This is a genomic window from Streptomyces sp. NBC_00210 (assembly GCF_045160975.1).
Classification (GTDB): Bacteria; Actinomycetota; Actinomycetes; order Streptomycetales; family Streptomycetaceae; genus Streptomyces.
Map to the genome: position 1 here is coordinate 4694499 of NZ_CP108120.1, position 22817 is coordinate 4717315.

Below are 22817 nucleotides of genomic sequence, written 5' to 3' on the forward strand. Positions count from 1 at the left end.
CCACCTCGTACCTGTCGGACGCGACGGAGGATGTGGCCGACCAGCCGCTGGGACAACATCACTTATCGGTCCGCGAGTGGGACGAGTCGAAACAGATGAGAGAACTCGTCCCACGGTGTCCGCAAGGGGCCTCGGTCAGGTGCCGACGTAGGCCGCGAGGTGCTCGCCGGTGAGGGTGGAGCGGGCGGCGACGAGGTCGGCGGGTGTGCCCTCGAAGACGATCCGGCCGCCGTCGTGGCCGGCGCCGGGGCCGAGGTCGATGATCCAGTCGGCGTGCGCCATGACCGCCTGGTGGTGCTCGACGACGATGACCGACTTGCCGGAGTCGACGAGCCGGTCGAGCAGGCCGAGCAGCTGCTCGACGTCGGCGAGGTGGAGGCCGGCGGTCGGCTCGTCGAGGACGTAGACGCCGCTCTTCTCGGCCATGTGCGTGGCCAGCTTGAGCCGCTGCCGCTCGCCGCCGGACAGCGTGGTGAGCGGCTGGCCGAGGCTGAGGTAGCCGAGCCCGACGTCGGCGAGCCGGTCGAGGATCTTGTGCGCGGTCGGCGTGTGCGCCTCGCCGGTGCCGAAGAACTCCTCGGCCTCGGTCACCGACATCGCGAGCACTTCGCTGATGTCGCGGCCGCCGAGGTGGTACTCCAGCACCGATGCCTGGAACCGCTTCCCCTCGCACTCCTCGCAGGTGGTGGCGACGCCGGCCATCATCGCCAGGTCGGTGTAGATGACGCCGATGCCGTTGCAGGTGGGGCAGGCGCCCTCGGAGTTGGCGCTGAACAGGGCCGGCTTCACGCCGTTGGTCTTGGCGAACGCCTTGCGGATCGGGTCGAGCAGTCCGGTGTACGTCGCCGGGTTGCTCCGTCGCGAGCCGCGGATCGCGCCCTGGTCGACCGACACCACACCCTCGCCGGAGGGGATCGATCCGTGCACGAGCGAGCTCTTGCCGGAGCCGGCGACGCCGGTGACGACGGCAAGCACCCCGAGCGGGATGTCGACGTCCACGCCCTGCAGATTGTGCGTCGTCGCGCCCCGGATCTCCAGGGTGCCGGTGGGCTTGCGCACCGTCTCCTTGAGGGTGGCCCGGTCGTCGAAATGCCGGCCGGTGATGGTGCCGCCGGCCCGCAGCCCCTCGACGGTGCCCTCGAAGCAGACGGTGCCGCCCGCCGTACCGGCGCCCGGGCCGAGGTCGACGACGTGGTCGGCGATCGCGATCGTCTCCGGCTTGTGCTCCACGACGAGGACCGTGTTGCCCTTGTCCCGCAGCCGCAGCAGCAGGGCGTTCATCCGCTGGATGTCATGGGGGTGCATGCCGATGGTGGGCTCGTCGAAGACGTAGGTGACGTCGGTGAGCGAGGAGCCGAGGTGGCGGATCATCTTGACGCGCTGCGCCTCGCCGCCCGACAGGGTGCCCGACGGCCGGTCGAGCGAGAGGTAGCCGAGGCCGATTTCCGCGAACGAGTCGAGGGTCTGCCGCAGCGCGGCGAGCAGCGGCGCCACCGACGGCTCGTCGAGGCCGCGGACCCATTCGGCCAGGTCGCTGATCTGCATCGCGCAGGCGTCGGCGATGCTGATCCCCTTGATCTTCGACGACCGGGCAGCCTCGCTGAGCCGCGTGCCGTCGCACTCGGGGCAGACGGTGAACGTCATCGCCCGCTCCACGAACGCGCGGACGTGCGGCTGCAGCGCGTCGATGTCCTTGGACAGCATCGACTTCTGGATCTTCGGGATCAGGCCCTCGTACGTCAGGTTGATGCCGTCGACCTTGATCTTGGTCGGCTCCTTGTGCAGGAGGTCGTTCAGCTCCCTCTTGGTGTACTTGCTGATCGGCTTGTCCGGGTCGAAGAAGCCGCAGCCGCCGAAGATGCGTCCGTACCAGCCGTCCATGCTGTAGCCGGGGATCGTGAGCGCACCCTCGTTGAGCGACTTGGAGTCGTCGTAGAGCTGGGTGAGGTCGATGTCGGAGACCGTGCCCCGGCCGTCGCAGCGCGTACACATGCCGCCGGTGCGGGTGAAGGTCGCCTTCACCGCCTTCTTGGCACCGCGCTCGACGGTGATCGCACCGCTCGCCCGGACCGAGGGGACGTTGAAGGCGTACGCGCTGGGCGGGCCGATGTGCGGCTTCCCGAGCCGGCTGAAGAGGATGCGCAGCATCGCGTTGGCGTCGGTGGCGGTGCCGACCGTGGAGCGGGGGTCGGCACCCATCCGCTGCTGGTCGACGATGATCGCGGTCGTCAGCCCGTCGAGGACGTCGACCTCGGGCCGCGCCAGTGTCGGCATGAAGCCCTGCACGAAGGTGGGGTAGGTCTCGTTGATCAGCCGCTGCGACTCCGCGGCGATCGTGTTGAACACCAGCGAGCTCTTGCCCGAGCCGGAGATGCCGGTGAACACCGTCAGCCGGCGCTTCGGGATCTCGATGCTGACGTCCTTGAGGTTGTTCTCGCGCGCGCCGTGCACGCGGATCAGATCGTGGCTGTCGGCAGCGTGCAGCCCAGGCGACTGCGTGTCCGTCCTCGTGGCCATGCTCATCGTGTCTCCATCTGTTGGGCGCGGCCGCCTTCACGGTCTCCGCCGGCGTCGCCTGGCTCGAACTGATCAGCTTCGAGCGTACGTCTGGTTCTCCTTCGCTTCGGCCCGTTCAGCCTCTTGGGCCGCGGCCACGCGGCGTGCCCGCCGAGGCGTCAGACCAACCAGCGGCCGTCGCGCATCAGCTCGCGGTCGGGATCTCGTTCACCTCGCGCCAGGCCTGGATGCGGCGCGGGGAATTGCGGAACCCACTCATCGGTCCTGAAGCAGCCCGAGGACGTTGCCATCGGGGTCGGTGACGGTGGCCACCAGGCGGCCGCCACCGACGTCGTGCGCGGGCTCCTTCACGGTGGCACCCGCGGCGGTCACCTCGGCCAGCTTCGCCTCGAGGTCCGGCACGTGCCAGTAGGCCACCGGTGAGGTCATGCCCTGCTGTCCACCGGCCGGCACCAGCCCGATGTGCTGGCCCGCGGCCTCGAAGCCGACGTAGTAGGACTCGTCGGTCTGCGGCGGTACGCCGAGCAGGGCGGCGTACACCTTCTTGGCCGTCGCCAGGTCGGAAACGGGATGCAGCACGGTCTTGATTCCCTGGGTGGAAGAGCCGGTCATGGTCACTCCTGAAGTCGTGGGTCTGCTCGGATTTTCTGGCTGAAAGACGAACGGGCGGTGAGGCGCCTCAGCGGCACACCTGTTGCGTGGAACACTATTGCAAGCGGGTGCTTGCAATAGTTAGCGTCGGCAGGGCACCATCGGTACATGGCATCACTCAACGTCGGCAATCTCGGCGAGTACCTCCGCGAGCAGCGGCGCACCGCGCAGCTCTCGCTGCGGCAGCTCGCCGACGCCGCCGGGGTGTCCAATCCGTATCTGAGCCAGATCGAGCGCGGCCTTCGCAAGCCGAGCGCGGAGGTTCTGCAGCAGGTCGCCAAGGCCCTGCGGATCTCCGCGGAGACGCTGTACGTACGGGCCGGGATTCTCGACGAGCGGGAGCGGGACGAGCTGGAGACGCGCGCCGTCATACTCGCCGACCCGTCGATCAACGAGCGGCAGAAGCAAGTGCTGCTGCAGATCTACGAGTCCTTCCGCAAGGAAAACGGCGTGGACACCCACGATGACGGCCCCCGCACGGCCGACAGCAGTGATGCGGAAAAACCCGCAATCTGACCCTCAGTTCCACCTCTGACCCGCGATCCGGGAGGACCACAGTCATGGCCATCACCGATGACCTGCGCAAGACCCTCACCGACCCGACCCCCCTCTACTTCGCGGCCGGCACCGCGGACCTCGCCGTTCAGCAGGCGAAGAAGGTCCCCGCGCTGATCGAGCAGCTCAAGGCCGAGGCTCCGAGCCGTATCGAGGCCGTGCGCAACACCGACCCGAAGTCCGTTCAGGAGAAGGTGACCATCCAGGCCAAGGAGGCTCAGGCCGCCGTCCAGGCCAAGGTCACCGATGTGATCGAGAACCTCGACACGGACCTCAAGAAGCTGGGCGAGACCGCTCAGGATCTGGCGCTGCGCGGCGTCGGCGTGGCTGCCGAGTACGCCGTCAAGGCCCGTGAGGCGTACGAGAAGGTCGCCGAGCACGGCGAGCAGACCGTCAAGGCGTGGCGTGGCGAGGCGGCCGAGGAGATCGCCGAGATCGCCGTTGCCGTCGAGCCCGAGCCGACTACCGCGGAGAAGGCGGAGCCGAAGACGGAGCCGAAGACGGAGGCCAAGGCCGAGGCGAAGAAGCCGGTCCCGGCCACCCGCAAGGCCCCCGCGCGCAAGCCCGCGGCGAAGAAGACCACCCCGCCGGCCAAGTAGACAGGCACGCCAGCACGCCGCGGACGGGCCGGGCACCTTTTGGGGTGCCCGGCGCGTTCACCCGGTGCCATGTCGGCCGGTACCTTGGCCGCGAGGCGCTACAAACCACTCACTAGGCGGTGCTCAGCATGTTGCGCGCGGGATTCGACTTCACACTCTGGCTGGTGCTCGACCTCGTCTTTCTGGGCACCGCCGTGACTGCGCTGGTCATGGCCGCGTTCGCCCGCGAGGACGCCTACCGCGCGGCCGACAAGCAGACCAAGGCCTTCTGGCTGATCATCCTGGGCATCACGGTCGCGGTGAACCTGTTCGTCTCCGTGCTGTTCCTGTCGATCGCGGGGCTGATCGCGACCATCGTCTTCTTTGTGGATGTACGGCCCGCGCTCAAGCAGGTGTCGGGCGGTGGACGGCGTGGCGGCGGCTCCAGCAGCGACGGTCCCTACGGTCCGTACAACGGCGGCCGGTAGGGCGTCCGCCGGCATCCCGGCCGCGAGCCCCCGGCATACGCCTGCCCCGGCATACGCGCGCCCCGGCATCCCATCCCGGCATCTGCCAGCCGCCGTGCGCCCCGGCATCTGCGAGCCCCCGCATCCGCGAGCCCGGCAGCCGCGCACCCCGGCGCCCCGGCTTCGCGGCGTCCGTCAGCTCCGTGAACCGCTTCTGCTCAGCAGCAGCACCGCCACATCGTCCGTGAGCTCCCCGCCGTTCAGCTCGCGCACCTCCGCGACCGCCGACTCCAGCAGTTCCTCGCCCTCAAGCCCCGACGCCAGCTGCCGGTTGATCATCTCGACCATCCCGTCCTGGCCGAGGCGCTGCCTCGTATCCGGTCCCGAGCGCCCCTCTATCAGCCCGTCCGTGTACATCATCAGGCTCCATGCGCCGCCCAGCTCCACCTGGCGGCGCGGCCAGCGGGCGCGCGGCAGCAGGCCGAGCGCCGGGCCGCCGTCGTCGTACGGAAGCAGCTGCGCCGCCCGCCCGTGCCGGGCCAGCAGCGGCGCCGGGTGGCCCGCCAGGCACAGCCCCGCCCGCCGGCCGTCCGGCGCGATGTCGACCGTGCAGAGCGTCGCGAAGATCTCCTCGCTCTCCCGCTCGTGCTCCAGGACCTGCTGGAGCGTCGACAGCAGTTCGTCACCGCACAGGCCCGCGAAGGTCAGCGCCCGCCAGGCGATGCGCAGCTCCACGCCGAGCGCCGCCTCGTCCGGGCCGTGCCCGCAGACGTCGCCGATCATCGCGTGGACCGTGCCGTCCGGGGTGCGGACCGTGTCGTAGAAGTCGCCGCCGAGCAGTGCCCGCGAGCGGCCCGGCCGGTAGCGGGCGGAGAAGCGCAGATTGGAGCCCTGGAGCAGGGGAGTGGGCAGCAGGCCGCGCTCGAGGCGGGCGTTCTCCTGGGCGCGCAGTTTGGACTCGGCGAGTTTCACCTGGGCCATGTCGGCGCGTTTTCGCTCCACGGCGTAGCGGATGGCGCGGCTCAGCAGCCGTCCGTCGAGCTCGTCGCGGAAGAGATGGTCCTGGGCCCCCACCCGCACCGCTTCCGCGGCGCGCTCGGCGTCGCCCGATGTGGTCAGGGCGAGGACCGCGTGCCGCGGCGCAAGGCGCAGTACGTGCGTGAGCGGGCCGAGCTCCTCGTCCCAGGCGCCGGGCAGCGCGAGGTCGACGAGGATGCAGTGGACGTCGTCCGTCAGCAGTCGCTCCGCCTCGGTGAGATTGCGGGCGCTGCGGATGCGGATCCGGGTCCCGGCCGCGTCGAGCAGCTGGGGGACGGAGAAGGTGCCTGCCGGGTCGTCCTCGATCACCAGAAGTGTGAGATCACCACTGCTGACGCTGCCGTTGACGCCGCGAGCGCCGACGCTGCTCACGCCACCGCCACCGGCGGCGTTGCCGGCGGCGCCGTCGCCGGTGCTCTCCACGGCCGGTGCATTGCGCTGCCGCGGTACGGGTACGGGCATTCGTCTGGTTCCTTCCCTCCCCCCGAGGGCGCGGCGGGGCGCCGATCGACGTCCTGCAAGACGGGGACCATAGCGGTAGCTCACGGGGTAACGGAATGCCGAACGGCGAAGAGCCGATGGCATATGCCGCGCATGGGGAGGTAGTTGCCCGCCGAGCCATGACGAACATCACCCCGGGCGGGTACGTCAAGCCGGTCCGGTTGTGGGCCCGGTCACTTGTCGGGGCGTACGACTCCGAGAATTGCCATCGAACCCGCGCCCGTAATCGTCACATTGCGCCCGGGACGCGGCGCATGCACGATCGCGCCGTCGCCGATGTACATCCCCACATGGCTGGCGTCCGCGTGGTAAATGATCAGATCCCCGGGCCGCATGTCCTTGATGTCGATATGCGGCAGCAACCGCCACTGCTCCTGCGAAGTACGGGGGATGCCCTTCCCCGCGGCCGCCCACGCCTGTGAGGTCAGCCCCGAGCAGTCGTACGACTTCGGGCCCTCCGCGCCCCACTCATACGGCTTGCCGACCTGCGCCGTCGCGAACTGGAGCGCCCGCTTGCCCTGCACGCTCGCCCTGCCGTTGATCTCCTTGAGCACGCCCGAGCTCAGCCAGGCCGTCTGTGCCTTGTACTCCGCCTGCTGCTCCAGCGCGACGAGCCGCTCGAGCTCCTCCTTCTGCAGCCGGTCCTCTATCTTCTTGGCCGCGGCCAGTTGGGCGTTGATTTCCTTCTTGGCCTTCTCCTGCTTGACGCGGTTGGCTTCCAGCTTCTGCCACTGGGCGCTCGCGTCCTTGGTGTACGAAGCCAAGTCGGCCTGCGTCCTGCTTAGTTCGCCCAGCAGATCCCTGGTCGCCTTCTGGCCCTCCCGGATCCGGCCCGCGCTGTCCAGGAAGAGCTGCGGATCGCCGCTGAGCATCAGCTGTGCCTCGGGCGGCAGTCCGCCGTCGCGGTACTGGGCGCGGGCGGCCGCGCCCGCGCGGATCTTGAGCGCGTCGATGCGCGCCTGGCCCTTCACAATCTCCTGCGCCAGCCGGACGATTTCGGCCGACTGCTTGTCGGCCTGCTCCTCGGCGAGGTTGTACGCGTCGGTTGCGGACGCCGCCTTGCGGTAGAGGGCCTCGATCTCCAGGCGCACCTCTTCCAGCGACTTCTTGGGCACGTCCCCCAGCGCGTCCTTGGGCGCGCCGGGCCGGGCGGGTGGCGGCTCGGGGGCGGCGAATGCCTGGCCGGGTGACGCCAGCACGGTCAGAGCGCAGACCAGAGTGATCGCGGCAGTGGCACAGCGGCGTCGGTTCACGACTCCCCCTTCCAACTCCGGGCGAAGGCCAGATCGCCTAAATGTGATTTACCGTCAGTAACTTACGGGCGACGTCGCGATGGTGCCACGACGTCCGCAAAAGCGACAGGGCCAGCGGGTGTTGATCTGCCGACTGGAGGATCAATCCCACTCGTCAGGGACGAACAACGAGGCCTCTGCGTTCCCTTGTGCGCACCTGTTCATACGGAATTGGGGGCGAGCGCCGCCCAGTTCACCGTGACTTCCCCCTGCCGCCACCGTCGCGGGCCGTCCGTCAGCGGCCAGTCGCCCGCCAGATCCTGTGCCGCCCGGATCCAGCGCTGCCGGGCGCCCAGCGAGGCGTACGGAGCGGCCGCAGCCCACGCCCGGTCGAAGTCCCGCAGGAACGCGTGCACCGGCTCGCCCGGCACATTGCGGTGGATCAGCGCCTTGGGCAGTCGTTCCGCCAGGTCGGAGGGGCGCTCCAGGGAGCCGAGCCGGGTCGCGAAGGTGACCGTGCGCGGACCCTCGGGGCCGAGCGCCACCCAGACGTGCCGCCGTCCGATCTCGTCGCAGGTGCCCTCGACGAGGAGCCCGTCGGGGGCCAGCCGCGCGCAGAGCCGCGCCCAGACGGCCGCGACCTCGTCCTCGTCGTACTGGCGCAGCACATTGGCCGCCCGGATCAGCGCCGGCCGCGTCGTGAGGGGCACCTCGAAGCCGCCGTGTTGAAAGCTCAGCCCCTCGCGCTCGTACGGCTTCGCCGCCGCGACCCGCGCCGGGTCGATCTCGATGCCGACGACCGCGCAGCGGGGGGCGGCGGTGCGCAGCCGCTGCAGCAGCTCCAGGGCGGTCCAGGGGGCGGCGCCGTATCCGAGATCGACGGCGACCGGCGCGTCACCGCGGCGCAGCGCGGGGCCGTGGGCGGCCGCGATCCAGCGGTCCATGCGGCGCAGCCGGTTGGGGTTGGTCGTCCCGCGGGTCGCGGTGCCGACGGGGCGAGTCATAGCAGCGAGGGTATGCGAGCGCCGGGCGGCGATTGGGCCAGCGTGACACGGCGCACCCACGGTAATGGTTTGGCAAAGTGGCGGCCCGGTGGAAATGGAAGTGGCGACTCCGCTGTTGTGCGGCTTGGTGGGCTGCTTACGCCCACAGTTTGCTGTGCCCGGAGCGAGGAGGACCTTCGACGTGAGCCAGTACGTCTCCCGCCTCGGCAGTGGTCTGGTGGCTCCGCGCCTCAGGTTCCCCGGCGGCCATCGCAAGCCGCGCCGGATCGCCATGCTCAGCGTCCACACCTCCCCGCTGCACCAGCCGGGCACGGGCGACGCGGGCGGCATGAACGTCTATATCGTCGAGCTCGCCAAGCGCCTCGCGGCGATCAACATCGAGGTCGAGATCTTCACGCGGGCGACCGCGGGCGGGCTGTCGCCGGTGGTGGAGCTCGCCCCCGGCGTGCTCGTACGGCATGTGGACGCCGGGCCCTACGAGGGCCTCGCCAAGGAGGACCTCCCCGGCCAGCTGTGCGCCTTCACGCACGGCGTGATGCAGGCGTGGGCCGGCCACCGCCCCGGCCACTACGACCTCGTCCACTCCCACTACTGGCTCTCCGGCCATGTCGGCTGGCTCGCGGCCGAACGGTGGGGCGTCCCGCTCGTACACGCCATGCACACCATGGCCAAGGTCAAGAACGCCGCGCTCGCCGACGGCGACAATCCCGAGCCCGCGTCGCGCGTCATCGGCGAGATGCAGATCGTCGCCGCGGCGGACCGGCTGATCGCCAACACCGCCGAGGAGGCGGACGAGCTCGTACGCCACTACGACGCCGATCCGGCGAAGGTCGCCGTCGTCCACCCCGGCGTGAACCTGGACCTCTTCCGGCCCGCCGCCGGCCGCGCCGCCGCGCGGGCCCGGCTCGGTGTGCCCCAGGACGCCTTCGTGCCGCTCTTCGCGGGCCGCATCCAGCCCTTGAAGGCCCCCGACATCCTGCTGCGCGCGGTCGCGCTGCTCCTCGAAGAGGACCCCTCGCTGCGCTCCCGGCTCTATGTGCCGATCGTCGGCGGGCCGAGCGGCAGCGGCCTCGCCCAGCCGGAGGGCCTGCAGAAACTGGCCGCCCGCCTCGGCATCGCGGACGTCGTCCACTTCCAGCGGCCGGTCGGCCAGGACCGCCTCGCGGACTGGTTCCGCGCGGCGTCCACACTGGTCATGCCCTCGTACAGCGAATCCTTCGGCCTGGTGGCCATAGAGGCTCAGGCGGCGGGCACACCGGTGGTGGCGGCGGCGGTCGGCGGCCTTCCGGTGGCGGTACGCGACGGGCAGACCGGCATCCTGGTCCCCGGCCACAACCCGGCGCACTACGCGGACGCGCTGGGCCGCTTCGTGGCCGACCCCGCCCTGACCGACCGGATGGGCGCGGCGGCGGCGCGGCACGCCGAATCCTTCGGCTGGGACACGGCGGCGTCGGCGACGGCGGACGTCTACACGGCCGCGATGCACGAACACCGCCGCCGGGTACGCTCGCACCATGGCTGACGTGGACGTACAGCAGATTTCGCAGGTCATCGAGGAGACCCTCAAGGACGCGGAGCTCGAGTGGGAGAGCCCGGAATCCGGCTCGTACGTGGTCAAACTCCCCGGCACCCGCAAGCTGTCGACGACCTGCTCACTGCGGGTGGGCAAGCACTCGTTGTCGGTCAACGCCTTCGTCATCCGCCACCCGGACGAGAACGACGCGGCGGTGCACCGGTGGCTGCTGGAGCGGAATCTGCGTCTGTACGGGGTGAGTTACGCGATCGACCGCCTCGGCGACATCTACCTGACCGGCCGCCTGCCGCTGTCGGTGGTGACCCCGGAGGAACTGGACCGCCTGCTGGGGACGGTGCTCGAGGCGGCGGACGGGTCGTTCAACACACTGCTGGAGCTGGGGTTCGCGAGCGCGATTCGCAAGGAGTACGCGTGGCGGGTGTCGCGGGGTGAGTCGACGCGAAACCTGGACGCGTTCACGAATCTGACCGGCGGCTGATCCGGGGCCTGTTCCCCACCCCGCCCGTTTCCTTAACCGGGGCTCCGCCCCAACCCGCCCCCTACGCCCTGCGGGCGTGGGGGACCCCCCGGCTCCTCAATCGCCGGACGGGCTGAATTTCGGCCCGTCCGGCGATTGAGGACACGCGCGAAGCGCGTACTGGGGTCCAGGGGGCGGAGCCCCTTGGTTATGGAAACGGGCGGGGTGGGGGAAAGCCCACCCGCACCCCGAACCCCCGCACCAACCCTTCCCGCGCCCCGCAACCCATGGCATGCTCGCCCGCGACGCACACCTGAACACCGTTCACATCCATGGAAGAGGCGGGCTCATGGAGACCAGTCAACGCGCCATCAGCAGACGCACTCTGCTCGGCAGTGCCACAGCCGTCGCGGCGGTCTGCGTCACGGGCGGCACCGCCGGCGCCGCCGCGAGGACATCCCCCGCGTCCCCCCTCTGGGCCGAGTTCCGCCGCAACCCCTACGACCACCCCCAGATCCCGTACGTCGGACGAGCAGGCCGCCGCGGCGGCGCCGAACGCTTCCCCCGGCGTCCCGTCCGCGCCAACGTCCTTGCCTACGGCGCCGAACCGGACGGCTCCGCCGACGCCGCCCCCGCGATCAACCGTGCCGTCGCCGCTGTGGGCGAACGCGGCGGCGGCACGGTCCACCTACCCCCCGGCACCTACCGCATCGACGACCTCATCCGCATCGGCCACAGCAACGTCGTACTCAAGGGCGCCGGCAGCACCCGCACCAAGCTGTACGCCACCAAGAACCTCACCGAGCTCATCGGCCCCTACGGCAGCCGCTACGGAGGCGACAAGTCCTCCTGGTCCTGGGCCGGCGGACTCATCTGGCTCTGCCCGACGGACCGTTGGAGCAGTCTCACCACCGCCATCAAGGCCAAGGCCTGGCCCTTCGAGGGCTGGACCGGCAACAAGCGCGACGAGTGGCGCACCCTCGCCACCGTCCGGCCCGCCAAGCGCGGCGACCGGTCCGTCACCGTCCCCGACGCCTCACAGCTCCGCCGCGGCGACCTCGTACTCCTCCGCCTCGCCGACGACGCCGACCACACCCTCCTGGAACACATGGCCGGCGGCGGCGGCGGCCCCGAAGCGTATGTCTGGGCCGACAAGACCAAGCTGACCAGCTACGTCCCGTACGAATGGCCCGTACGCATCGCCCACATCAAGAGGAACCGGGTCACCTTCGAGCGGCCGCTTCCCCTCGACGTGCGTCCCGAATGGGACCCCCGCATCGTCACCCTCGTCACCCCGCTCACCGGCTCCGGCGTCGAGGGGCTCACCCTCGAAGCGATGGAGACGCCGCAGTCCCAGCACCTTCTCGACAAGGGCTACAACGGCGTCACTTTCCAGTGCGCGTACGACTGCTGGGCCGACGACATCACCGTCCGCCATGTCGACAACGGCTTCGGCCTGGTCGCCGCCTCCGCCTGCACCCTGCGCCGCACCCGCGTCGAGGGCCGCGGCTCCCACCACCCCTACTTCTGCCGCGAGGGCTCGCACGACAACCTCATCGAGGACTTCACCATCGCGCAGCGCACCGCCCCGGCCCCCGCGAACACCCAGCTCCACGGCATCAATGTGGAGGGCCTGTCCAGCTACAACGTCTGGTCGCGGGGGCAGATGGAGATGGGCACCTTCGACACCCACCGCGGCATGCCCTTCGCGAACGTACGCACCGAGATCACCGTCAACAACAACGGCCGCCACGGTGGCGACGCCAGCGCAGGCCCGCTCTACGGTGCCCGGTTCACCCACTGGAATGTCACCGTCGCCAATGAGCGCGCGGGCCTGATCAAGATCGACGAGATCGCCCCGTACAGCGCCACCGTCGGCATCTCCACGGTCCGTGAGTTCGACCAGACCGACGTGCCGGACTTCGGAGGGGCGCTCAACTCCCGTCTGGAGACCTACGGTTCGCCCGGCGCCGTACGCCCCCGCAATCTGTACGAGGCCCAGCGGGCGCTGCGCACCTGAGCGCCGCGGGCGCGACACGGTCGGCCCGGATCAGTGGTGACGGATCAAGCGACCTGTTCCGCCCGGCTCGAAGGCGCGGCCACATCGTCCTTCTCCACGGCCTCCGTCGGCAGCCCCCGCATCAGCAGCCAGTATCCGAGCCCGGACACCGTCCCCAGCACCGCGCACATGCCCCACAGCCACTGGGCACCGAACCGGTCGATGACGAAGCCGGCCAGCAGCGGGGCGACCAGCGCCGCCACCGACCACGACAGCGTGTACATGCCCTGGTAGCGGCCGCGCCCGTGCAGCGGCGAGAGCCGCACCACAAGTCCGGTCTGGGTGGGCGCGTTGACGATCTCGGCCAGTGTCCAGACGCAGACGGTCAGCGCGTAGACGGCGATCGACCCCGCGAAGGCGGTGAGCCCGAAGCCGTACCCCGCGAGCAGCGAGGAGATGATCAGCAGCCGACGCGGATCGCGGTGTTCGATGAAGCGCGTGACGGGGATCTGGAGGGCGACGATCAGCACCCCGTTCACCGCGATCGCCATGCCGAAGTCCGCGCTGGAGAAGCCGTCAGCGCCCATCGCGAGCGGCAGTCCGACATGCCCCTGCATAAAGATCAGCGCGATCAGGAAGGAGAGGCCGACGACGCTCATGAACCGCCCGTCGCGCAGGACGGTCCCCATGCTGATGGGGGGCTCCACCGGCGCGTCCTTGGTCTCCACCTGCTCTGGCCGGGACTCCGGAAGCTTGACGAAGATGACGATCGCGCAGATCAGCGTCATCGCGGCCTCGCCCAGGAAACCGGCGAGATAGCTGTACTCGGCGATGAAGCCCGCGCCCGCGGAGGAGAGAGCGAACCCCAGGTTGATCGCCCAGTAGTTGAGCGAGAAGGCCCGCACCCGGTCCTCGGGCCGGACGATGTCCGCCATCATCGCCTGCACGGCGGGCCGGGACGCGTTGGACGTCATGCCCACCACGAAGGCCACCGCGGCGATGGCCACCGGATGCTGCACAAAGCCGAGCACCGCCACGGAGACGGCCGTCGAGCTCTGGGCGATCAGCAGCGTCGGCCGCCGTCCGAGCCGGTCGGCCATCACGCCCGCGCCGAGCGAGGAGACGACGCCGCCGAGCCCGTGAAGTGACGCCACGAGTCCCGCGTACGAGGCCGAGTAACCGCGCTCGACGGTCAGATACAGCGCCATGAACGTCGCGACGAACGCCCCGAGCCGGTTGATCAGCGTGCTCGTCCACAGCCACCAGAACGCACGGGGCAGCCCCGCGACGCTCTCCCTCGCGGCACGGCGCAGACCGGCTATGGACATACGGATTCCCCCACGGAGTGCATGTAAGTGGCTGAACAGGCATCCGCAACTTACAGATGGCCGGGCCCGGGCCGCCAGTCAATTGACGGCGGCCGTCAATCGAGTCCGCTCTGCGGGCACCAGAGCGGCGCCCGGGGAACGTCGATTAGTCTCGTACGCATGGCCGACGCACCGTACAAGCTGATCCTCCTCCGCCACGGCGAGAGCGAATGGAACGCGAAGAACCTGTTCACCGGCTGGGTGGACGTCAACCTGACGGAGAAGGGCGAGAAGGAGGCAGTCCGCGGCGGTGAGCTGCTGAAGGACGCCGGCCTGCTCCCCGACGTACTGCACACCTCGCTGCAGAAGCGCGCCATCCGCACGGCGCAGCTCGCCCTGGAGGCCGCGGACCGCCACTGGATCCCGGTCCACCGCTCCTGGCGGCTGAACGAGCGTCACTACGGCGCGCTGCAGGGCAAGGACAAGGCACAGACGCTGGCGGAGTTCGGCGAGGAGCAGTTCATGCTCTGGCGCCGCTCCTACGACACCCCGCCGCCGCCGCTGGCGGACGGCGCTGAGTTCTCGCAGAGCGACGACCCGCGCTACGCCACGATCCCGAGCGAGCTGCGCCCGCGCACCGAGTGCCTCAAGGACGTCGTCGAGCGGATGCTGCCGTACTGGTACGACGGCATCGTCCCGGACCTGCTGACCGGCCGCACCGTCCTGGTCGCCGCCCACGGCAACAGCCTGCGCGGCCTGGTCAAGCACCTCGACGGCATCTCCGACGCCGACATCACGGGCCTGAACATCCCGACCGGCATCCCGCTCGTCTACGAGCTCGACGCCGACTTCAACCCGGTCAAGCCGGGTGGCACCTACCTCGACCCGGATGCGGCCGCAGCCGCGATCGAGGCGGTCAAGAACCAGGGCAAGAAGAAGTAGGGCAAGCGATCATGCCCCCCACCTGCGCTTTTGGTGCAGATGGGGGGCCGTCGCATTTCTCGGGCCGTCTGTGGGCCGTCAGTGCGGTGGATCTTGTGGCCTGAGTGCCTGACCGAGGGCCTTCCGTGCGCGGTCCCGGCTGCTCGGCATCAGGTGGGCGTACACCTTCAGGGTGAGCCCCGGATCGGAGTGCCCCAGGTACTCGCTGACAGCCTTGATGCTCTCTCCCGCATCGAGCAGTACAGAGGCGTAGAAGTGCCTCAGGGCGTGCATGCCGTGCTCCCGAGCGGCGGTATGCTCACGGCTCTTCGCCTTGGGGATGACGCCGACGGCGGCGAGCGCGGGCTTCCAGTGGTCCTCATTCAGCGATGTGCGCCAGACGTGCCCACCAAGGGGACCGGTGAAGATCAGGCGCTTGGTCACGGGCGGACCGCCCGCACGCATCCACGGCAGCGTGATTTCTACCGGGGGGAAGAGCTTCATGTGTTCCTTGAGCGCGTCCGCGACAGGATCGGGCAGAGGCACGTCACGCAGCTTGCCGCCTTTCGGGGGAGCGAACACGGGCTGGCTCAGGCTCAGCTTTAGCTGTTGGACGACGTGAAGCGTGTCGTTGTCGAAGTCCAGTTCTTCGACTGACAAGCCGAGGATTTCTCCCTGTCGCAGGCCGCAGCCAGCACCAGCGTCCACCATGGGACGGAACCGTTCGACCAGGGCTCCGCGCATGGCGAAGACCCGTTCCGGCAGCCACGGGATGACGCGACGCGCTCCCATCTCAGGGAGCGTCACCGTGCGGGAGTGGCAGGGATTCCGGGGCAGGTACCCGTCCTCAACGCCCGCGCTCAGGATGGCTCGCACGTTGGAGAAGATGACGCGAGCGTACGAGCCGGACATCCCAGAGCCTTCGAGCTGCGTCACAAACTGGCGGATGTGGCTCGGCTGGAACGAACCGAGCGGGCGCGGCCCGATCCTCGGGAAGGCGTGCAGCCGCAGTTGGGAGTCGATGGAGGCCCTGGTGTTCGGGTCGCCGCTGTGGCTCGCGATCCACTTCTCCCCAAACTCCTGAAAGGTCATACGGGTGGTCCTCGGGTCGATGTACTGACCGCGCGACATGTCGGCCTCGATACGAGCCAGCCACTCCTCAGCGAGGCGCTTCTTCCCGTCAGGGAAGCTCTTGCTCTTCTCGGTGCCGTCGGGAGCGACGTAGCGGGCGCGGTAGCGCATACCCGTGCCGTGACGGTCGGTCTTGACGCGGACGGTCTTGCCCTCCGGAGTGGTCTCGGCCTTGAACCAGCGGTCTTGAATGTGGCCTGCCATGGGGCGGCTGTCCCTTCTCGAAACACCGCAGGGAGAGCCGCGCGTGGCGGCTCTCCCTGCGGTGCTGGGATTTGCTTGGTTAAGCGACGGAGTCGGTGGCCATGCGTTCCGTGGCCCAGCGGCGCACGTCGGCGGGGTCGTATCGGACGTGCTTGCCGATGCGGAAACCGGGAGGTCCGGTGCGCTTCTTGCGCCACTGATAGACGGTCTCCAGCGGCACGGAGAACAGGTCGGCGATGTCGGCGGGGGTGAGGTAGCGGTCCGGCTGCCCCACACGGAGCGCGGCGCGCGGGCCGGAAGGCTGGGGCGCAGTACTCATGGCGTGTGCCTCTCGACAGGGGCGACGCGGAGGGCTCTTGGCCCCCCTCTGTGAGGTCCGCTACATCCGCTACGCCGCTACATCGCAGGTCAGCGGCGTGGTTTTTGTAGCGGATAGGTGTGATGTAGCGGCTACGGCCGTTCGTGGGGGGGTGGGCCGTAGCCGCTACATCGGGGTTTGCCGCTACAGATTCAGGGGCTCTGAGCTGGGCTGTAGCGCTGTAGCGGATGTAGCGGCCTTGGGGGGTGGGCAGTAGCGGGCCCATGCGTCTTCGAGGTCCTTGGCGAAGAAGCCTTTGAGGACGCCACCAGCGGTGCGGATGTTGCGGGAGCCGATGGGCTCGTTGTCCGCCGTCATGTATTCGCCGAGCATCTTGGACAGCCGCCGGTTGTCGAGCGGCCGTCCGTTCAGGTCAGCCCACGGGGCGTCATCGAGGGAGTTGAGGCGGTCGAGGACGGCAATGGTGGGCAGGCGGTCGATGCCGACCATGACGTGGTCGCGCAGGTCCGTCAGCAGACGCACGCCGAGGCTGCCTTTGTCGTTGGCTCGGGAGGCTTTGACCAGGGCTGCGCAGGCTTCACGGGCCCGTTTGGGCCAGTCACCCCCGGCAGCGTCCGCAATGGCCAACAGTGATTCCCATACGTCGGCTGGGCGGTCGCTGACGTCGTCAGGCATCTCGGGCCAGGCTCCCATGACCCAGCCTCGGGCTTGTTCGGCCCATGCGGCGAGGCGGTCGCGCAGGGCGTTGCCTTCTTCCTCGTGCAGGCGGGCGCGGAAGGGTTCGACCTTCTCGTTCCTGGCCCGTCGGCGCATGCGGATGATGATCGAGCGGTCAAGGATCGTGTCCGGCAGGGAGCCGAGTCCCGCGACCGCGACGGCGGTGTAGGACGGGAACGGGGTCACGGTCTGGCTGTCGCCGACGCACCGGTAGGTGACGCCCTTGCGGCGGTGGCCTGCGTTGATGAAGCCGCGCAGTTCCTCATTGTCTCCGGCCTTGGGCCCGAAGATCGTGTCGATTTCGTCGAACAGGATCGTGGGCCTTCCGTCCGGACCGGAGACGGACCGGAAGAGAGCCGCCGCAGAGGCGTTCACGGCCACCATCGGGCGCGGCACCAGGGTTTCGACCACTTCCAGCGCCCGCGACTTGCCGCTGCCCGGCTCGGGGGACAGAAACGCGAGGCGGGGGGTTGAGTCGAAGCAGTCGAGCAGATGGGCGTGTGCGTCCCACAGCGCGACGGCGACGTACGCGGCCTCGGTCGGGAAGATGTTGAAGCGGCGGTGGAAGGCTTCCACGTCGTTGAGCAGCGCGGCACCGTCGGTGGGTGGCGGGGCTTCCTGCGGCAGGGTGTCGCTCATGCGGCGTCCCTCTCTTGGGTGGTGCGGAGTGGGCAGTTCTCGGGGTGCCTGTCGTGCTCTTGCACGAGGTCGCGTACGTTCTGCCGGCCGATGGCGCTGCGGTCGCGTCCGCACGCGCACTTCGAGGTGGCAGTGGGCACAGCGCCGCGGGGTGCGATGACGTGCAGGCAGGCCACGACGAACCGTCCGTCGTCCCAGTGCTGGCCAGGACGAGGGGCAGTGAGGACGCCCTGACGGGCGGCGTCTTTCGGCGCGCTACCGCCGGATGCGGCGCGCGCGGGTTCGGCGGCGCGCGACCCGGTAGACGTGCCAGGCAGGCTTTTCAGGGTCGCGGGGCGCGGCGGGGTGCTCATGCCGTGCCCCTGGGCCGGGCGTTGCGGATGGACCAGTTCAATGCGCTGCGGAGGGTCGAGCGGCACTCGTACGGCTTCAGTCCGGCCGACTCCCCCGCAGCCTGAAAAGCCTGCTCTACCTCGTGACGGGGGATGTCGCCCCACGCCACGAAGCGCCCCACGGACCGTGCGGACTCGAACAGCTCTGCCTCACGCCTGCCTTCCGGCGCGGCGGCGACCTTGGCGCACTCGCGGTCCAGGGCAACTTGAGCGCAGCGGGTGGCGTTGCGTGCCGGTGTGATCGTGGGCGGGGTGGCGGGCTTGGGCGCGGGTGTGAGGGCATTCAGCAGCCACTTGGGGAGTTCGGCGACGGGGGCGTCGCTGACGACCTCGTACGTGCCGTCCGGGGTGGTGCTGCCGGGTGCGACGACCTGTCCGCCCCACGCCCGGGTGTCGATCTTCGGCCCGAGCTTGTCCGTGCTGCTCGGCAGCCGGACACCGGGCGGGGCAGCGAAATACAGATGCCGTCCCCCGCCGCTCGCAGTCCGCACCGTGCGCGTGGTCGGGACGGCCTGCCCGGCGCGCTCGCAGAGCGCTTCGAAAGTCTTCACGCCGGAAGGCGTGTCCGCACTGTCTGTGGGCTTGGGCATGTCGAGGTCGACAACGATCAGCCCCGACGGGCCTGTTGCCACGCCGATGTTGAACGGGCCCGCGGCCCAGCAGCGTTCGATGGTCCCGGGGTCGGTGGAAGCGCGCTCCTCCCATTTCCGGTGCCCGCTCGCGCACGCGCCCCGACGGGTGCAGGACTTCTCTCCGTGCAGCGCCGGGACCTTCTGCCCGGGACGCAGGGGGATGACGGGCCAGCCACGTTCGGCGGCGGTCAGGGCAGCGGCCAGTAAGGAGGCTCGCGCCTTGTCGGTTGGTTGGGTCATGCTGGATGTCTCCAGTTCCTGTTGGGTTCTGGCTGGCAAGGGCGGCCCCGATTCATTGGCGTGAGACGGGGGCCGCCCTTGGCGTAGCTAGCCGTGGAAGTTGTTGCGCTTGAAGATGGCCTTGCGGATGTTGACCGTGGTCTCGCCGCGGTGGCTGGGGCCGAGGATCTGCACGGCGATCCAGCCGCCGAAGATGACGGCGGCCAGGATGATGAGCTGCTGTATCAGGGCAGCCAGGGCCGCGATGAACGTGGTGAGCAGGAGCAGGCCGCCGCAGACGGCGCCGAAGCCGATTCCGCCGAGGGCGATGTTCACCGCCGTGCGGGAGACGACCGGCTTGGCGACGACCGGTTGGGGCTTGGCGGGTTCGATGGCGTAGCCGGTGACGACGCGTCCATCGGGCAGAACGATGCTCGCCACGGCCGGGCTGCTGCCCGGCTGCACCGGCACGAGCGGCGCTGCTGGGACGGCGGTGATGGGGGTGGGTTGGTGGATGGTCACGGCCCGTTCGGCGGGCGGGTGGCCGGGGTTGTCGGGATACATGCGGAATCCCTTCTCGGTTCGGGTCAGGGAGGCTGAGACACCCCCTGGGGTGAGCGCGTGGAGGGGGTTTCAGGGGTGCTGAGCTGGGCGCTTCCCTGCATCCCTGGCAGATCGTCTGTGCAGGTCAGGGTGAGAGAGGCGGGTCAGGGAGGGGTTGAGGGAGTTCTCCCTGTCTCCCTGGCCCGCCGGGGTGCTGCTCCCTCTACGGATTCACGGAAGCGGAATCGTTCTCGTCGCGGTTGGCGAGGGCGCGGGCGACGCGGTCGCGGCCGACGACCATGCGCCCGTCGGACTTGTACGGCTCGGCGCCGGTGCCCTCCAGCACCCGCTTCAGGTCCGCGTGCGTCCACCCGCCGTACGCGTCCTCGTTCAGCGCTGCGAGCCGCTTGAGCACGTCCTGCGTGAGCAGGCGCAGTGCTTCCCCGATGACGGTGGCGATGTCCGCGAGCGGGTCACGCTGCTCGCCCCGCTCGATCACCTGGAGCGTGGTGACCCCGTCGCGCATGGCCTTGGCGCGCGCGGTGATCTCGGCGGCCTGGTCGGTGTCGATGTAGTGCGTGCGCACGGTGATGGACGCCTGTCCGGCCGGGATGTCGATGCCGTCGCTGGCGACGACGACCGTGCCCTTGTCGAGTCCGGGGCGGAGCAGGTTCGGGGCGGCGCCGCCGTCGACTGCCTTGTCTCCGAGCGCCATGCGGGCCTGCGACTCGGTGCCGAGCGCGAGCGATGCGCGGGTGTGGGCGCCCTCGCGGACCAGCTTGGGAAGGTTCTGGTCGGTCGGGTCCTGCGTGCCCTGCCACAGCGTCACGTTCACGGCGCGGCCCTGGTTGTGGATCTTCCGCGCGGCCATGAAGTACCGGGACGTGGCCTTGGCCCCGCCGTACAGCCGCTTCTCCTCGTCCTTGAGCGGGCACATGAACGCCACCTGTGCTTCGTCCACGATGCCGACCAGCGGCGGGAAGACGGTGCCGGGCGGTGCCTGCAGACGGCGCTCCATCTCGGCAACGAGACCTTCCAGCATCTCGGTTGCCTGGATGACGTGGTCGTCGGTCGGACCCTGGATCAGCACGGTGGCCAGCCCCAGGAACATGGCCCAATCCCCTGCTCCCTTCAGGTCCGCGATCCGGAACTCGACCGTGCGGTCCAGCGCGAGCCACAGCGCCAATGCCCTGAGTGCGGCGGTCTTGCCCTGGTTGGACAGGCCGGTGATGAGCAGGTGGCGCTGATACAGGCTCAAGCTCGCGGCGTCGCCGCGCAGGTCCTGGCCCCACGGGGCGCGTCCGGTCTTGTAGTTGGCGGTCATCGTCTCGTCGGTGACCAGCGGAGACGGGCCGATCGGCTCATCCAGAGCCCCGGAGTCGGCGACCCACAGACGGACCGTGCGGGCCGCCTCCGGGATCGTGATGAACACCTCGTGCTCATGCCGGGACAGGTTCTCGGCCAGCTTGCGCCGGCGCTTTTGCACCTCGTCCGTCGAGACACCCGAGGGAAGGGTCACATCGACTTCCACGCCGCATCCGGCAATCCGGATCGGTCCCAGCATCGACGCGCCCGCGTCGCCCATGTCCTTGATTGCAGTGCGGAGCGGCGCGATACCGAGGTTGCGCAGGGCAAGCACGACGATCGAGGGGGTGATGGGTTCGCCGTCGGTGGCGCGGTCCCGGACCGGAAGCGCCCATTGGGGCGCGGCCTGCTGATGCTTGCCCACCGCCCACAGGCCGATCAGGGCAGCCCACGGGCCGATCGTGACCAGTGGACCCCACACGACCGAGGCGATGAACACGATCCACGAAATGAGCTGGACCACGGCCATGACTGGGGTGGCGACGTCGGCGGCGTTCTTGTTTGCCACTGCGAGGGCGATGCCGAGCAGGAGCAACACACCGGCGCCCATTCCGGCACCGGCCGCAACACCTTTGGCTGCGTCGAGCGGTGCGGTGAGCAGGTCCATGCGGCGCTGGTGGCGGGCTTGCCTGTAGCGTTGCCCGCGCTCTTCCCACTCGGCGGCTACCTCGTAGTTGCCTGCTGCTTCGGCGGCGCGGAGCATGCGTTCGTAGCGGGATGCGGTGCGGCCCTCCCAGGTGCGGCGGACCATGATCCGCGTTCCCCCGGCGACGTAGAGGCCGTGGCGGGCGACCGCGCGGCAGGCGGTCTTGGTGTTCTCGTGGGTGACCGCCATGCGGATGGCGCGTGCGGAGCGCGCCCACAGCGGCACAGTCGGCGTTTCGACGGCGGGCGCTGCTACAGCAGCCACCGGGGGCCCAGCGGGCGCCTGCGAGGCGTCCTGCGGGTCTTTGAAGAGGCGAACGACGTTGTCGCTCATGATGGGAGTCTCCTGACTGCCCCTGAACCAGGGGCGGGCATGGGGTGTTGCCGGGGTGGCCTGCTTCCTTGGCCGGGACAGCCACCCCGGCAATCAATCGATGAGTGCAGCCGCTTCAAGCAGCGGCGGGAACGAGCTGGTTGGCCAGGTACTCGACGCCGTACGCCTCGCGCTCCTCCTGCTCAAGGCAGCGCTCGTGCTCGCGGGCCTGGCGGCGGGACTGCTTCTCGACTCCGAGGGAGTCGCGCAGGTCCCGCACGATCCGCTCACGCACGCCCTTACGGCTGAACTGCATGGCGTGGACCAGCTCATGCACGAGCGTGACGGCGAACTGGGCAGGGCTGGCGTGCTGGTCGACGTTGACCACGACCAACACCCCGCCGTTGGCGAGCGGGACTGCACGGCCTGCGGCATCGCGGGCATGCCGGTTGGCCTCCCGCAGCGCACGGGCCTGAACGCGCTTGTCGACACCACCGGCCATCTCGACTGCGGCGGCCGTGGCCAGCTCCGCCAAGCCGCGCGGGGTGGCGAGGGTGATCTGAACATCCGGCATCCGGCCGGGCACGGACCGGTCCACGAGCGGCGCCGCCTGCTCGGCCAGACGCTTGGCCGTACGCAGGGTTGCACCGTAGCCGAACAGCTTGTGTGTGGTGACGGTGAGCTTCACGACGTCTCCGTTCGTTCAGGCGGGCAGGAGCGCGATGTCTGCGATACGGCCGGTGCAGCCGTGCGCGGTGAGCCATGCGGCGATGTCGCGCAGGGCCTTGGCGCGGCAGTAGCCGCGCGGGCCGGTGACGGTGCCGGAGGCGAACGCGGGGCCCTTGCCGGGCACGGTCACCCAGCCGTGCCAGTGGTAGGCGACGACGTTCGGGGCAGCATTGGTGCTGGTCACAGCGGAACTCCTAGGTCTCGTCGG

21 protein-coding genes are annotated in these 22817 nt (G+C 69.7%); 7 read left to right on the forward strand and 14 right to left on the reverse strand.

Annotated elements, in window-relative coordinates; genetic code table 11:
- Window positions 1–135: 135 nt before the first annotated feature.
- The gene (locus OG729_RS21350; RefSeq protein ID WP_405807681.1) at window positions 136–2523 is read right to left on the reverse strand and encodes an ATP-binding cassette domain-containing protein; all 2388 of its coding nucleotides are present in this window, start codon (window positions 2521–2523) and stop codon (window positions 136–138) included.
- A gap of 249 nt (window positions 2524–2772) precedes the next feature.
- Window positions 2773–3129 (reverse strand): VOC family protein, encoded by a 357-nt coding sequence (locus tag OG729_RS21355; RefSeq protein WP_360878063.1) that lies wholly within the window; start codon window positions 3127–3129, stop codon window positions 2773–2775.
- 147 nt (window positions 3130–3276) lie between these two features.
- Here OG729_RS21355 and OG729_RS21360 point away from each other — a divergent pair, with 147 nt between their 5' ends.
- The 3 genes from OG729_RS21360 to OG729_RS21370 all read left to right on the forward strand — a co-directional run bounded on the left by OG729_RS21360 (window position 3277) and on the right by OG729_RS21370 (window position 4789).
- Window positions 3277–3684 carry a helix-turn-helix transcriptional regulator gene (locus tag OG729_RS21360; RefSeq protein WP_360878060.1) on the forward strand — a complete coding sequence of 136 codons (408 nt, stop codon included), beginning with the start codon at window positions 3277–3279 and terminating at the stop codon, window positions 3682–3684.
- Between the two features lie 44 nt (window positions 3685–3728).
- Complete coding sequence (locus OG729_RS21365; RefSeq protein ID WP_360878057.1) at window positions 3729–4322, forward strand: hypothetical protein; 594 nt, start codon at window positions 3729–3731, stop codon at window positions 4320–4322.
- Window positions 4323–4450: 128 nt separating this feature from the next.
- Window positions 4451–4789 carry a DUF2516 family protein gene (locus OG729_RS21370; protein ID WP_360878054.1) on the forward strand — a complete coding sequence of 113 codons (339 nt, stop codon included), beginning with the start codon at window positions 4451–4453 and terminating at the stop codon, window positions 4787–4789.
- 174 nt (window positions 4790–4963) lie between these two features.
- Here the strand turns inward: OG729_RS21370 and OG729_RS21375 are convergent, their stop codons facing one another.
- From OG729_RS21375 to OG729_RS21385, 3 genes are all read right to left on the reverse strand, one after another.
- A complete protein-coding gene (locus OG729_RS21375) occupies window positions 4964–6268 on the reverse strand; it encodes a PP2C family protein-serine/threonine phosphatase (protein ID WP_405807682.1) in 1305 nt (434 codons plus the stop codon).
- Between the two features lie 212 nt (window positions 6269–6480).
- Window positions 6481–7560, reverse strand: a complete 1080-nt coding sequence (locus OG729_RS21380; RefSeq protein WP_360878048.1) for an NlpC/P60 family protein — start codon at window positions 7558–7560, stop codon at window positions 6481–6483.
- 200 nt (window positions 7561–7760) lie between these two features.
- Window positions 7761–8543 carry a class I SAM-dependent methyltransferase gene (locus OG729_RS21385; protein ID WP_405807683.1) on the reverse strand — a complete coding sequence of 261 codons (783 nt, stop codon included), beginning with the start codon at window positions 8541–8543 and terminating at the stop codon, window positions 7761–7763.
- Window positions 8544–8724: 181 nt separating this feature from the next.
- Between OG729_RS21385 and mshA the strand changes: the two genes are divergently transcribed.
- From mshA to OG729_RS21400, 3 genes are all read left to right on the forward strand, one after another.
- Entirely contained in the window at window positions 8725–10065 is a 1341-nt protein-coding gene (mshA, locus tag OG729_RS21390) for a D-inositol-3-phosphate glycosyltransferase (protein ID WP_360878042.1), read from the forward strand.
- Window positions 10058–10555 carry a YbjN domain-containing protein gene (locus tag OG729_RS21395; protein ID WP_405807684.1) on the forward strand — a complete coding sequence of 166 codons (498 nt, stop codon included), beginning with the start codon at window positions 10058–10060 and terminating at the stop codon, window positions 10553–10555. Before mshA ends, OG729_RS21395 begins: the two co-directional genes overlap by 8 nt.
- A 328-nt stretch (window positions 10556–10883) precedes the next feature.
- Window positions 10884–12554: a glycosyl hydrolase family 28-related protein gene (locus OG729_RS21400; RefSeq protein ID WP_405807685.1), complete on the forward strand. Its 1671-nt coding sequence runs from the start codon at window positions 10884–10886 to the stop codon at window positions 12552–12554.
- A 44-nt stretch (window positions 12555–12598) separates the two neighbouring features.
- Here the strand turns inward: OG729_RS21400 and OG729_RS21405 are convergent, their stop codons facing one another.
- Entirely contained in the window at window positions 12599–13861 is a 1263-nt protein-coding gene (locus OG729_RS21405; RefSeq protein WP_405807686.1) for an MDR family MFS transporter, read from the reverse strand.
- Window positions 13862–14020: 159 nt separating this feature from the next.
- Between OG729_RS21405 and OG729_RS21410 the strand changes: the two genes are divergently transcribed.
- Complete coding sequence (locus OG729_RS21410; RefSeq protein WP_404724491.1) at window positions 14021–14782, forward strand: phosphoglyceromutase; 762 nt, start codon at window positions 14021–14023, stop codon at window positions 14780–14782.
- Window positions 14783–14860: 78 nt separating this feature from the next.
- On the opposite strand, the gene OG729_RS21415 is transcribed toward OG729_RS21410, so the two are convergent.
- The 8 genes from OG729_RS21415 to OG729_RS21450 form a co-directional block, all read right to left on the reverse strand.
- A complete protein-coding gene (locus OG729_RS21415) occupies window positions 14861–16096 on the reverse strand; it encodes a tyrosine-type recombinase/integrase (RefSeq protein WP_405807687.1) in 1236 nt (411 codons plus the stop codon).
- A 79-nt stretch (window positions 16097–16175) separates the two neighbouring features.
- Window positions 16176–16415: a helix-turn-helix domain-containing protein gene (locus OG729_RS21420; RefSeq protein WP_405807688.1), complete on the reverse strand. Its 240-nt coding sequence runs from the start codon at window positions 16413–16415 to the stop codon at window positions 16176–16178.
- 183 nt (window positions 16416–16598) lie between these two features.
- The gene (locus tag OG729_RS21425; RefSeq protein ID WP_405807689.1) at window positions 16599–17771 is read right to left on the reverse strand and encodes a DUF3631 domain-containing protein; all 1173 of its coding nucleotides are present in this window, start codon (window positions 17769–17771) and stop codon (window positions 16599–16601) included.
- A 349-nt stretch (window positions 17772–18120) separates the two neighbouring features.
- Window positions 18121–19035 (reverse strand): bifunctional DNA primase/polymerase, encoded by a 915-nt coding sequence (locus tag OG729_RS21430; RefSeq protein WP_405807690.1) that lies wholly within the window; start codon window positions 19033–19035, stop codon window positions 18121–18123.
- A gap of 87 nt (window positions 19036–19122) precedes the next feature.
- Complete coding sequence (locus tag OG729_RS21435) at window positions 19123–19578, reverse strand: hypothetical protein (protein ID WP_405807691.1); 456 nt, start codon at window positions 19576–19578, stop codon at window positions 19123–19125.
- A gap of 202 nt (window positions 19579–19780) precedes the next feature.
- A complete protein-coding gene (locus tag OG729_RS21440; RefSeq protein WP_405807692.1) occupies window positions 19781–21901 on the reverse strand; it encodes an FtsK/SpoIIIE domain-containing protein in 2121 nt (706 codons plus the stop codon).
- Between the two features lie 115 nt (window positions 21902–22016).
- The gene (locus OG729_RS21445) at window positions 22017–22568 is read right to left on the reverse strand and encodes a hypothetical protein (RefSeq protein ID WP_405807509.1); all 552 of its coding nucleotides are present in this window, start codon (window positions 22566–22568) and stop codon (window positions 22017–22019) included.
- Between the two features lie 15 nt (window positions 22569–22583).
- The gene (locus OG729_RS21450) at window positions 22584–22793 is read right to left on the reverse strand and encodes a hypothetical protein (RefSeq protein ID WP_405807510.1); all 210 of its coding nucleotides are present in this window, start codon (window positions 22791–22793) and stop codon (window positions 22584–22586) included.
- Between the last annotated feature and the right edge of the window lie 24 nt (window positions 22794–22817).